The following is a 12,260-nucleotide window of genomic DNA, read 5'->3' as shown; positions in this document are numbered from 1 at the left end:
CTGGCCTTATCACCTCACTCTCTATTCTGTAATGTATCATTTTCGTTGGCTGGTATTCGTAGCCTTATGCAGCGCCACAACTGTCCAGGCGCAAACCACCGCTCAGCCCGCCCATTTGCCCGTCTACACCTATGTGGAGCAAATGCCGGTATTTCCGGGTGGGCAGGCCGGCTTGCTTGAAACACTTGGCCAGACCATTTACTATCCCACGGCCGCCCTGGAGCAGGGCATCGAAGGCCAGGTGTTTGTGCAGTTTATAGTAGGCACGTCAGGCAGCGTTGAGGACGTGAAGGTGAGCAAAGGCACGCATCCGCTGCTGGATGCCGAAGCTGTGCGAGCCGTAGAAAAGTTACCCGCATTTACACCCGGTCGTCAGGTAGGCAAACCGGTGCCGGTGTCTTTTACTTTGCCTATCAAATTCCGGCTGCCCCCAAACGTGAAGGAAGTACTGGCGGCCCGCGCCGCTGGTACCGATACCAAAACGGAGTTAGCCCGTTTCAGCGGTGGGCCTGAGGCACTGAGTGCCTATCTGAGCAACCTCCCTCTCCCGACGGGCTACAACGCGCTACCAAATGCTACTCATCCGCCCCGCGTGTTTGTATCATTCGTGGTAGATAGTACCGGCGCTATTTCGAAAATAGAAGCTGTGCAGCAGCCCGCTGAAATCCGCCGTCGCCAGCGCTCTGCCATACCCGCTCCCGATGCAGCGCTGCTCGCCGCTGCTGTGGCCCACGTCAGCGCTATGCCGGCCTGGGAGCCAGCTATGCTTTATGGTAAGCATGTCAGCACGCAACACACCGTGCCAGTTACTTTCGGCCCGGCGGGTCCGGCACTTTCGTATGCCGACCAGCTACCGGTTTTTCCGCTACCGGGGGATGTGCTGAGCTTTACCGGCCGTCGGATCCGCTACCCGATAGCGGCTTTGCATAACAAGACGCAAGGGACCGTACTGGTGTATTACGAGGTAGCCGAGGATGGCCGCCTGGAAAATTCAGAAATCATCCGCTCCGTGTCGCCGGAAATTGATGCGGAAGCGCTACGGGTGTTTCGCACCGACTTCCCCAACTATAAGCCAGCCCGGCATCAGGGTAAGCCGGTTCGTGTGTTTTTCACTGTACCACTCACATTTAAGATGATGTAACCTGCCTCGGGTTTCAGGCAAGGTGCAGTCTGAACAGAGTAGGATCGGTAGGCGCACCTACACCCCAAACACCCCATTCGCAAAATCCACCACGGCACGGCGCGTCAGCTCCGGCTCCTCGAAGTAGCCGAGGTGGCCTACGCTATCCAGGAGCAGCGCGTGGCTTTGGGCCGGCAGCGCCAATTGAGGCAGCAGACTTTCCAGCGTAACGGCCACGTCGTCTTTGCCGGCAATGAATAAAACCGGAAACGCAGCCTCTTTGAGCACGTTGGTGCGGTCGGGGCGGGTTTTCATGGCTTCCAGGGCACCCAGCACCGTGGTTTCGGGGGTGGCGCGGCCAATATCCTCCAGCAACTGGCGCTGCTCCAGCATTCGCTCCCGGTTGGCCGGCGCAAACAAGGGCCGGATAAACGACTCCATGAATTTATCTACCCCGTGCCGGCGCACAAAGTCCATGTTTTTGTCGCGGTTGGCTTTCTTCTCGTCGGTATCCGGCAGAGCAGTGGAGTGGAAAAGCACGAGGCCCGCTACCATATCGGGGTAGCGCTCCGCGAAGGCCAGAGCCACGTAGCCGCCCATGCTGTGGCACACCAGCAGCGCCTTTTCCACCTGCTTTTGCCGCAGCTGCTCGGCCACGTAGCGGGCCTGGGCTTCCATTGAGTAGTCTCGGATGGCGTGTACGTTGGTACCGTGGCCGGGCAGATTGAGCGTGAGTAAGCGGTAGTGAGTCGGAACGCCGCGTGTGAAGTCTGTCCAGATTTCGCGAGATTCGGCGAAGCCGTGCAGAAATACAATAACCGGATGCGAAGAAGGCATAAGCAGAGGCAACACCAGGCCTAATCAGTTTCAGGCCCCGGCGGCCGCCAAATATAGAGGGCAAACCGCAGGCCAGGCCACGCATAGCAGCCGGGTCTGCCAATAAAGAGGGCTCAAGCTCTTAACGTCGGTTGATTTTTAGTATCTGCTGTTCGTTGCCCTGGCGCACGGTAAGGTAGTACACCCCGGCCCGTAGCGCGGCAGCTTCCGGTACGCTCACCTCCATAGCTTCCCCGCTGGCAGCGGTAGCCTGGCGCGTTGCCACGGTGCGGCCCAGCATATCCTGCACGGTAACCGTGAGGCCGCCCGCGCGCTGCCCAATGAGCGTCAGCGTGAGCGTCTGCTCAAACGGATTCGGGAAAGCCACTGCCCGCAGCGCGGCACTCCGGATGGCCGGGGTTACTTTGGCTACTTCAGAATACTTTACCGCACCCGAGAAGTCGGCTTGCCTGAGGCGGTAGTAGATGGTGTTCTGGCTCAGCGACCGGGCGCCGGCATCGGTGTAGCTATAGCGGCTTTCGGCCGTTGAGCTGCCTGCGGCCTTGCGGGCCCCAATTATCTGAAACTGCCTGCCATCCAGGCTGCGCTCAATACTGTATTCCTTGCTATTGCTTTCCGAAGCTGTAACCCAGAGCAGTTGCGTGCCGGCCTCGGTCCAGGTGGCGGCGAACTTGGTTAGCTCCACCGGCAAAAACTGGCTTACCGTTACAGTAACCCCCTGCGCATTGGTGCAACTCCCGGACGAGCTTACTATGGTGTAAGTGGTAGTGGTAGCCGGGGCTACCGCCAGGCTGGCAGTAGTGCCAATTACCGGTCCAGTCATGCCGCCGGTATGCCAGGTGTAGTCGGCGTTGGTCAGGTTGGAGGTAGCCGTTAGCGTGATGCTCTGGTTGGGTGTGATGGTACTAGCCGTGGGCGAAACAGCCAGCGTTTGGGCCGCCGCCGTCACCACAGCATCCGCCGACGTAGTGCAGCCGGTCGGATTGGTGCAAGTCACCCGGTAGGTTGTCGACACGCTGGGGTTCCTGGTCAGAGTTGGACTGGTTGCGCCCGAAATTTGGGTAGTCGTGCTGCCGCTTACCGTGTACCACTTATACGTGCCCCCTGGCAGATTGGAAGTTGCCGTCATGGTGATGGGCGTACCTGGGCAGATGGTATTAGCAGCGGGGGAAACGCTAAGCGTAGGCACTGTGATGGTAATGCTCTGGCTGCTTACGCCGCAGGTGGTGCCGGTGTTGGCCGTTACGGTATAGGTGGTGGTAGCCGTAGGCGACACAAGCAGGGTGCCCGCGTTGGTTACGGTAGTCATTCCCGGTGCCGACCAGGTATAGGAAGGAGACGTAGCCCCGGTAGCAGTCAACGTTGTCGAACTGCCAGAGCAGATAGTGGTGATGTTGTTGGTTGCTGAAACTTTGAGGGCTGGGTTGATGACAATAACGGCCAAAGTTGTTTTGTTGGGGCAGGTAGCGCCGTTTTGACCCGTCGTGACAACGCTCGTCAGCGTGTAAGTTGTCTGCTGGGCTGGATTAATCTGTAAGGTACTGACAGATAAACCACCTGTATCAATTGAGTTGGTGCCTGTAACAGCCTGCGCGGTCCCGGTCCCAACCTTCATAGTCCAGGTAAGTACCGCTCCTACGGTAGTGGACGTGCCCTGGATTTGAAAAGTGCTACCGGTAGGGCAGGTGGAAACAGTGTTGCTGTTACCATTGGTCCCCGTCACCGTTCCACCAGGGTAACTTATCGTTGATGCATTGTTGCATTGCCCGTGTGCCAGAACAGGCAACAGCAGTACAAGACTGAAAATCAGAAAGTAGGTGTGTTTCATAACTCGGTAGCGGTTGAGGGTGGACAATGGCAATTCCCTTGCTACCAAATATATATAGTAAATATATTATTGCATAATATCAATTATTAATTTAAATAAAATACTTTAATAACTCCTATAGCCGCGGATTAGTACCATGCTTTTTACGCAAAAGCCTTGACTTTATGGCTCAGTACACCAACAAAAAAGCTGCCCCGTAGTAGGGAGCAGCTTTTTTGTTGGTGTACTGAGCCAGTACCGTACTAGGCCTGCTTGGCAAACTGTACGCTGGCCAGCAGCTTCACTTCGTCGCTTACCACAATGGCGCCGGCTTCGGTAATACCATCCCAGGTAAGGCCAAACTCCTTGCGGCTGATCTTGCCGCTCACCTCAAAACCGGCCTTTTGGTTGCCGTAGAAATCGGTTGCTACCCCACCGTACTCCACGTTCAGCGTTACGGGCTTGGCGTTGCCGCGCAGCGTCAGAGTACCATGCAGCTTGTACTCGCCTTCACCGGTTTTCTGCATCGAGGTCGAGTCAAAAACGAGCTGCGGGTACGCTTCGGCGTCGAAGAAGTCGCCTGACTTCAGGTGTTGGTCGCGCTGCTCCTGGTTTGTGTCGATGCTGCTGATATCAGCTGTGAAATGCACCTTCGCCGTTTCAAAGTTGTCGTCTTCGGTTTCTACCTCCCCGGCAAACTGCTTGAACGAGCCCGTTACGGTTGAAATAACAAGGTGCTTCACTTTGAACTGAACTTCGGAGTGCGTGGGGTCAAGAACCCATTTAGTGGTAGCCATGGTGCTGGAAGTGAAAAGGAGAAGAAATGAAAGACTACGAGTGGTAAGCTGCAAAGGCGCTGCCTGATTGACGAGGCAAATATACAACTTATGTACATACATACATGTACCTACACAAATTAGTTTAATATTATTTTTCAACTTCCTTCTAACGCATAAACAGCTTCTTACAGTTACGAGCCCGGTACCTTACCACACGCATTCCGATTTTTTCCGGCTTCTTTCTTCAGCCAGCGCATAAATAGCCCGGCAAGTAGTACCTTACTTCTTACTACCCGCTCGTCTTGCCCCGCTCACTGCCTGCCCTGTTGCCTCGTGAATGCCCCTCCCCTCCTGTCTTCTGAGTCCTGGCAACGGGATTTTGCTCTTTTAGAAGAGGTCTTCGACGCCGTAGTGCTCCTGAACCAGGAAGGGCAGCTTACGTGGGCAAACGCCGGATTTGCTAACGTTTTCGGCTTTGGCAGCTTCCGGCAGGTGCCGGATTTACTTGTCAGCGCGCTGGCGGGCGCCGGGCTGGCCGACTTCCGGCAGCAACTGCAAGCCAGCCGGCCTGTGCGCGCTGAAGTTCCTTTTCAGCGGGCCGATGGCTCTTTGCGCTGGATGCGCCTGAAGCTGCAGCCGCTGGCCGCGCCTACCGCCGAAGCCGCCTTTATCGGGCTGCTGGAGGATATCAGCGAGTGGAAGCAGACGCTGCTGGAGCGCGAGGAGCAGATGCGCTACCTCACCGAGCATATCCCGGGTGTGCTGTTTCAATGGCGGGCCAATGATGACGGCACTTCGGGAGTCAGCTACATCGGACCCCAATTGCACAGTATCTTCGGCCTGACGCCGGAGCAGGCCCTCCATCTGGCCGATTTTGTGCACCCCGACGACCGGCCGCTGTGGTTTACGGCCCTGCGTCAGGCCCGCAAAGCCGGGGGCTCGTGGTCGTTTGAAGGCCGCCTGCAGGTGCCTGGCCAACCATTGCGCTGGTGCCGGGGCACGGCGGCCTGCTCGGTTTCGAATGCCAGCGGCCGGCTGTACAGTGGCATTCTGCTGGATATATCGGCGCTGAAAAAGGCCGAGGAAACCGTGCAGGCCAACGAGCACCGCTGGCGCTCGGCCATTGAGCGGTTTGGCGACGGAGCCTGGGAATTCAACTACCAGACGGGCGAGGAGTACTTCTCCGAAACCTACCGCACCATGCTGGGCTATAGTGAGGAGGAATTTGCCCTGCTGCCCACCTGGCAGCAACACGTACACCCCGACGACCAGCCGCTCAGCATACAAGCCTCCGATGCCTACCTGGCGGGCCGTACGCCCCTCTACACCGTGGAGCGCCGCCTGCTCTGCAAGGACGGCAGCCACAAGTGGGTGCTTACCCGGGGCCTCGTCACTACGCGCGACGAGCAGGGCCAGCCGCTCATCATGACGGGGATTCACACCGATATTTCGGCGGTGAAGCAGGCCACGGCCGATCTGGAAGCCAGCACCCTGCGCCTGTACACCACCATCTCCAACTTTCAGGAGGGTATTCTGCTGGAAGACGAGCAGCACCGTGTGGTGCTGGCCAACGAGGCCGTGTGCCGGATTTTCCAGCTCGCGGCCACGGCCGAGCAGCTCGTCGGCTACGATACCAGCCAGCTGGGCCAGGATATTGAGCACCGGTTCCGGCATCCGCAGGAGTTTCTGCAGCGCTACCACGCTATTGTGAATGCCCGGCAGCCGGTAACAGGGGAGCTGTTTGTGCTGGCAGACGGCCGCACCCTGCAGTGCGACTTTGCCCCGATTTTCGTGGAGAACCGCTACATCGGCCACCTCTGGAAGTTTCAGGACATTACGGCGCGCAAAACCAGCGAGGATTCCCTGCGCCGACGGGAAGAAAAATACCGGGGCATCATCGAGAACATGAACCTGGGTTTGGTGGAAATGGACCTGGACCTGCGCGTGACGTACGTAAACCAGGCGTTCTGCGACATTGCCGAGTACTCCCGGGAGGAGTTCGATGCCCAGCCCGTGATGTCGTACATGCTCAGCCCCACGGACCTGGCTCTGATGCGGGAGAAAGACCAGCGCCGGCAGGAAGGCGAGTCAGAAACGTACGAGCTGGCTATTACCAGCAAATCGGGCGAAGTAAAGTGGCTGCTGGTAAGCGCCGCCCCGCTCTACGACGACCACCGGCGCGTGCACGGCACCATCGGCATCACCCTCGACATTACGCCCCAGAAGCGCCTGGAAAACCACCTGCGGGCCGCCAAGGAGCAGGCCGAGGAGTCGGCACGGGCCAAGGAGCTGTTTCTGGCCAACATGAGCCACGAAATCCGCACACCCATGAACGCCATTCTGGGCATGGGGCAGCTGCTGGCCAAAACGCCCCTGAACGCCGAGCAGCAGAACTACCTGCGCGCCATTGCCACCTCCGGCGAAAACCTGCTGGTGATTCTCAACGACATCCTCGACCTCTCCAAGATCGGGGCCAGCCAGCTGCTGATTGAGCGCATTGGCTTCAGCGTGACAACGCTGCTGAAGCAGGTGGAAAAAAGCCTCCACTTCCGGGCCGAGGAAAAGGGCCTCAGCTTTGGCGTAGTACCCGATGAGCGGCTGCCCGCCGTGCTGCTCGGCGACCCTTACCGCATCACCCAGGTGCTGCTGAATCTGGCCAACAACGCCATCAAATTCACCGAGAAAGGCGCCGTGGCCATTACCTGCGAGCTGCTGGAAGCCACCGCCGAAGACGTGCTGCTGCGCTTTGAGGTGGCCGACACCGGCATTGGTATCGACGCCGACTACCTGGTGGATATTTTCAAGGAGTTCAGCCAGGAAGACTCCTCTGTGACGCGTAAATTCGGGGGCACCGGGCTGGGGCTAAGCATCAGCCGGCGGCTGGTGACGCTCATGGGCGGGCAGATCGAAATCGACAGCCTCAAGCACGTGGGCACCCGCAGCCAGTTTACGTTGCGCCTGCCCGTGGGCTCAGCCGCCGATCTGCCGCAGAAGGCCTTTATCACCTCAGCTACCCGCGAGAAGCTGCGCGGCCAGCACATCCTGCTGGTGGAAGACAACCACTTCAACCGCCAGATTGCCAAAGGCTTTCTGCAGAACGCGGGCCTGGAGGTGGTGGAAGCCGAAAACGGAGCCGCCGCCGTGGAGCTGGCCCGCACGCAGGTGTTCGACGCCATTCTGATGGACGTGCAGATGCCCATTATGAACGGGCTGGAAGCCACCAGCTACCTGCGCCAGCAGCTGGGCCTCGTCACCCCCATCATTGCCCTCACGGCCAACGCCATCAAGGGGGAGCGGGAAAAGTGCCTGAAGGCGGGCATGAACGACTACCTAGCCAAGCCCTTCCAGGAAGATGAGCTGCTGAAGCTGCTCTGCCTCTGGACCCTGGGCGACGACACGCTGGAAACCGCTGTGGCCGTGGAAGCGCCCGCCCCGTCCCCGGTCGAGCCGCCGCTCTATAACCTGAGCATTGTGCACCAGATCGGGCAGGGCGACGCCTCGTTTACGGTACTGATGCTGGAGTCCTTCATCGAAAGCTGCCAGGAGGCCATTACGGAATTGCAGGCCGCCGCTGTTGCCCAAAGCTCCGATGAAATGCGCGCCGCCACCCACAAGCTCAAGCCCAGCCTGGAGCACTTGGAGGTATACCGCCTGCTGCCCACCGTGCAGGCCCTCGACGTGTGGCGCCAGCCCTTCGACGCGGCCTTGCTGCTGCCCCGGATTGCGGAGACTGTGGCAGGCCTGGAAGAGTTGATAACCCACATGACGCGGGAGCTGCGCGCTTTGCGGGCGGAGCTGGAAGAGGAATAAGCGAGCCGACGCTTCAGCAGCCGTTAGCGTAGAATAGTACCTTTGTTTCCCGCCCGTTTGGCGGTCAGACTTCGCATAGCTATGAACGAGCAACTAAGCGTCAAAAACTTCGGCCCCATCAAAGACGCCACCGTGGACTTCAAGAAAGTGACGGTATTTATTGGCCCGACAGGTGGGGGGAAAAGTACGCTGGCGAAGCTGGCGGCGGTGTTTCGGGATTCTTCATACTCTAGCCAAGTCACGAATTCTTCTATTAGGGATGCTTGCTTTAATGACTATCTATTAAATAGTCACAAAAAAATAGACTCCGAAGTATTTTATAAAGATCAGGATCAACTCAAAATTTTGTCCTTCGAGCAAGGCTCTGTTCTCGTCTCACTATCCGACAAAATTTATAGTGTGCATAAAAGCAAAATATATGAAGCTTCATCTATTATCAAAACAACAAAGTCTTTATTAGATAAAGCTAAAATAGAAGACGACGAAATTAGAAGAAAGGCGCTTTTGGACCAAGTTGAGGACTTAATAAAGCGAGCTGAAGATAATCATAGCTTTACTCGAAAAGATATAATGGAAAAAGGTTATAATATTTCCGTATTGTATGCGCCATCTGACCGCTCGTTTGTCGCATCCATTATGTCGTCTTGGCCCGGTCTCATGCGTGACGACATTGGATTACCCAAGACACTTCTTAAATTTTCAAATATTTTTTTTCAAGCACGAGATAAAATAAATGATATTTCAATCCCTTTTCTGGGCGTACAATATTTTAGACATGATAAAAAAGATTATATAAGCTACTCAAATGAAGAATCTGCTATCCACTTATACGAAGCAGCTAGCGGCATTCAATCAGTTACGCCGCTGCTGGTGTTGCTGGAGCATCTGAGCCGCAACACGGAGCAGGCACAAAGCTTCATCATTGAAGAGCCCGAATTAAACCTCTACCCTACCGCGCAACAAGGCTTGTTGAACTGGCTGGTGGAGAAATGCACCACCGGCGAAAATGATTTAACCATCACCACGCACAGCCCCTACATTCTCTCCCATCTCAACCTCCTGCTCTACGCCTATCAGGTAGCCGAAAAGCATCCCGACCGCGCAGAGGATGTGGCGAAGATTGTACCGCGGGCCAGCTGGATAAACCCTCAGGAGTTTGCGTGCTACCAGGTGGAGAATGGCGGCGTGCAGTCGTTGGTAAATGCAGAGCTAGGTTTGATCGACAACAATGAGCTGGATGCGCTATCTGGTGATGCCGCCGATGCCTTCGATAACCTGATTCGCTTATCCAAAGGAGTAGCCGTTCGATGATAGCCCTGATTCAGGAGAAATTCCCGTCGCGGATAGCCGCGTCCTGCATCAGCAGCCACACCGATACCGTGTTTCACGTCTACGACCCACCTTTGCCCGAGGCAGTAGAAGGTATGCCCATAAAAAGGCAACCCTGTGCCCGTCGCATCGGCGAACCTGCAGCAAATGATTTAAAAGTCAGCAACCCGCAGGCGCACACGATTCACTTGGTGGCTATTGACTGTTGCAGCTACCTGTCCGATGATGCTACGCGCTGTGACTGCGCGTTGGTTCGCGAGCAGGACATTCGGTTTGTGGAGTTTAAGCACGGCACTAAAACACGCCGCTCCGAGCGGGTCAAGGACTGTATTCCCCAGTTGGCGGCTACTATTAATGATTACTTTAAGGCTGGCATTATCGCGCCGAAATCCATAGTCTTAGCCATTGCCTGCGTTGGGTTCCAGGAAGAATTTCCACCCCGTTCGGCTCAGCTTGAAGCACGTCTTGTACAACTCAACATCCTTGTAGATGCTGACATAGTAGTTGAGTTGCTGGTTACAGACTCAATCACTTTTTCCTGAAAGTAAAAAGCCCCGCCAGACGAATCTGGCGGGGCTTTTCTACTCTGATAATCACCTTAAAGCAGCACCGTTTCTTTTGGTGCAGAGGCGGCTACTTTGCCGGCCATAGCTCGCAGGGCAGCAGCAATGCCGTCGGCGTCGAAGCCGCATTCCTTGTAGAGCTCATCCTGGGTGCCGTGCTCCACTATCCGGTCGGGGATGCCGAGGCGCTGCAGGGGCAGGGAGTAGCCGTGGTCGGCCATAAACTCCAGCACCGCCGCGCCGAAGCCGCCGGGCAGGCAGCCATCTTCCACCGTCACCAGGGCCTTGTACTGCCGGCAGATGTGGTGGAGCATTTCCTCGTCCAGGGGCTTGCAGAAGCGCATGTCGTAGTGGCCGGGGTTGAGGCCTTCGGCCAGCAGCTGCCGGGTAGCCTTCACGGCGTAGTTGCCGATGTGGCCGATGCTGAGCACCGCCACGCCTTCGCCCTCGCGCACTACGCGGCCCGTGCCTACCGTGATTTTACGGAGCGGCTTGCGCCACTCGGGCATCACCCCCTCGCCGCGCGGGTAGCGGATACTGAACGGCCCCGCGTTTTCGGGCAGGGTCGCCGTATACATTAGGTTGCGCAGCTCCTCCTCGTTCATGGGCGCCGATACCACCATGTTGGGGATGCAGCGCATGAAAGCCAGGTCGTAGCAGCCGTGGTGAGTGGGCCCATCGGCACCGGCGAAACCGGCACGGTCGAGGCAGAAGACTACGTGCAGGTTCTGCAGGGCCACATCATGCACCACCTGGTCGTAGGCGCGCTGCATGAAGGAGGAGTAGATATTGCAGAACGGCACCAGGCCCTGCGTAGCCAAGCCGGCCGAGAACGTGACGGCGTGCTGCTCGGCAATACCCACGTCGAAGGCGCGGTCAGGCATCTGCTTCATCATGATGTTCAGCGACGAGCCCGAGGGCATAGCCGGCGTCACGCCCATGATTTTGTCGTTCTGCTCAGCCAGCTCCACCAGCGTGTGCCCGAATACATCCTGGTACTTGGGGGCTTGGGGTGTGGTATGGGTTTTCTTGTGGATTTCGCCGGTTACTTTGTCAAACAAGCCCGGTGCGTGCCACAGGGTCTGGTCCTTTTCGGCCAGAGCGTAGCCTTTGCCCTTCACTGTGACGCAGTGCAGCAGCTTAGGGCCGGGAATGTGCTTGAGGTCGGCCAGGATGGTGGCCAAGTGCTGCACGTCGTGGCCATCCACGGGGCCGAAGTAGCGGAAGTTTAGCGCCTCAAACAGGTTGCCCTGCTTGAGCAGCGTAGCCTTCATGGCCTGCTCCACGCGCTTGGCAATCTGCTGGGGGTTGGGGCCGAACTTGCTGAGCTTGCCCAGCACGTTCCAGAGCTCGTCGCGCACCTTGTTGTAGGTGCGGGAGGTGGTGATGTCGGTGAGGTATTCTTTGAGCGCGCCCACGTTGGGGTCGATGCTCATGCAGTTGTCGTTGAGAATAACCAGCAGGTTGGATTTCTCCACTCCGGCATGGTTGAGGGCCTCGAAGGCCATACCGGCCGTCATGGCGCCGTCACCGATTACGGCAATGTGCTGGCGGTTGAACTCTTTTTTATAATCGGAAGCCACCGCCATACCCAGCGCCGCGCCGATGCTGGTGGAGCTGTGGCCCACGCCAAAGGCATCGTACGGACTTTCGCTGCGCTTCGGGAAACCCGACATGCCGTGGTAGCGGCGGTTGGTGGGGAATTTGTCGCGGCGGCCGGTCAGGATTTTGTGCCCGTAGGCCTGGTGGCCCACATCCCACACCAGTTGGTCGTAGGGCGTATTGAAGACGTAGTGCAAGGCTACCGTCAGCTCCACAACGCCCAGGGAGGCGCCGAAGTGGCCGCCGTAAATGGAAACCGAATCGATGATGAACTGCCGCAGCTCCTGGCTTACCTGCACCAATTGGTCGGGGCTCAGCTTTTTCAGGTCGTCGGGCGAGTTGATAGCCGCCAGCAGGGCACCAGGTTCAACAATCATCTGCAGGAAAATAAATAAAGCGAAACTAACGAAGCA

8 protein-coding genes are annotated in these 12,260 nt (G+C 57.3%); 4 read left to right on the top strand and 4 right to left on the bottom strand.

Annotation, left to right across the window (positions count from 1 at the left end):
* Positions 1-31 precede the first annotated feature (31 nt).
* Positions 32-1,141: an energy transducer TonB gene (locus LRS06_RS12370; protein WP_257871779.1), complete on the top strand. Its 1,110-nt coding sequence runs from the start codon at positions 32-34 to the stop codon at positions 1,139-1,141.
* 57 nt (positions 1,142-1,198) lie between these two features.
* Here LRS06_RS12370 and LRS06_RS12365 read toward each other — a convergent pair whose 3' ends face one another.
* The 3 genes from LRS06_RS12365 to LRS06_RS12355 form a co-directional block, all read right to left on the bottom strand.
* Complete coding sequence (locus tag LRS06_RS12365) at positions 1,199-1,957, bottom strand: alpha/beta fold hydrolase (protein WP_257871778.1); 759 nt, start codon at positions 1,955-1,957, stop codon at positions 1,199-1,201.
* A gap of 121 nt (positions 1,958-2,078) precedes the next feature.
* A complete protein-coding gene (locus LRS06_RS12360; RefSeq protein WP_257871777.1) occupies positions 2,079-3,266 on the bottom strand; it encodes a T9SS type A sorting domain-containing protein in 1,188 nt (395 codons plus the stop codon).
* A 761-nt stretch (positions 3,267-4,027) separates the two neighbouring features.
* The gene (locus LRS06_RS12355) at positions 4,028-4,561 is read right to left on the bottom strand and encodes a YceI family protein (protein ID WP_257871776.1); all 534 of its coding nucleotides are present in this window, start codon (positions 4,559-4,561) and stop codon (positions 4,028-4,030) included.
* Positions 4,562-4,876: 315 nt separating this feature from the next.
* Between LRS06_RS12355 and LRS06_RS12350 the strand changes: the two genes are divergently transcribed.
* From LRS06_RS12350 to LRS06_RS12340, 3 genes are all read left to right on the top strand, one after another.
* The gene (locus LRS06_RS12350) at positions 4,877-8,353 is read left to right on the top strand and encodes a PAS domain S-box protein (protein WP_257871775.1); all 3,477 of its coding nucleotides are present in this window, start codon (positions 4,877-4,879) and stop codon (positions 8,351-8,353) included.
* An 81-nt stretch (positions 8,354-8,434) separates the two neighbouring features.
* Entirely contained in the window at positions 8,435-9,664 is a 1,230-nt protein-coding gene (locus LRS06_RS12345; protein WP_257871774.1) for an AAA family ATPase, read from the top strand.
* On the top strand, positions 9,661-10,224 hold the full coding sequence (locus tag LRS06_RS12340; protein ID WP_257871773.1) for a hypothetical protein: 564 nt from the start codon (positions 9,661-9,663) through the stop codon (positions 10,222-10,224). Before LRS06_RS12345 ends, LRS06_RS12340 begins: the two co-directional genes overlap by 4 nt.
* 56 nt (positions 10,225-10,280) lie before the next feature.
* On the opposite strand, the gene dxs is transcribed toward LRS06_RS12340, so the two are convergent.
* Positions 10,281-12,224, bottom strand: coding sequence for a 1-deoxy-D-xylulose-5-phosphate synthase (gene dxs / locus LRS06_RS12335; protein WP_257871772.1), 1,944 nt, complete (start codon positions 12,222-12,224; stop codon positions 10,281-10,283).
* Positions 12,225-12,260 lie beyond the last annotated feature (36 nt).

Origin of the sequence: Hymenobacter sp. J193, from assembly GCF_024700075.1 — a bacterium.
Lineage (GTDB): Bacteria > Bacteroidota > Bacteroidia > Cytophagales > Hymenobacteraceae > Hymenobacter.
The sequence above is the reverse complement of the archived record's forward strand: the minus strand, read 5'-3'. Positions and strand labels throughout refer to the sequence as shown.

Coding starts and splice junctions, on each gene's coding strand:
- LRS06_RS12370 (WP_257871779.1), top strand. CDS start 32: ATGTATCATTTTCGTTGGCTGGTATTCGTAGCCTTATGCAGCGCCACA.
- LRS06_RS12340 (WP_257871773.1), top strand. CDS start 9,661: ATGATAGCCCTGATTCAGGAGAAATTCCCGTCGCGGATAGCCGCGTCC.
- LRS06_RS12360 (WP_257871777.1), bottom strand. CDS start 3,266: ATGACTACCGTAACCAACGCGGGCACCCTGCTTGTGTCGCCTACGGCT.
- LRS06_RS12345 (WP_257871774.1), top strand. CDS start 8,435: ATGAACGAGCAACTAAGCGTCAAAAACTTCGGCCCCATCAAAGACGCC.
- LRS06_RS12355 (WP_257871776.1), bottom strand. CDS start 4,561: ATGGCTACCACTAAATGGGTTCTTGACCCCACGCACTCCGAAGTTCAG.
- dxs (WP_257871772.1), bottom strand. CDS start 12,224: ATGATTGTTGAACCTGGTGCCCTGCTGGCGGCTATCAACTCGCCCGAC.
- LRS06_RS12365 (WP_257871778.1), bottom strand. CDS start 1,957: ATGCCTTCTTCGCATCCGGTTATTGTATTTCTGCACGGCTTCGCCGAA.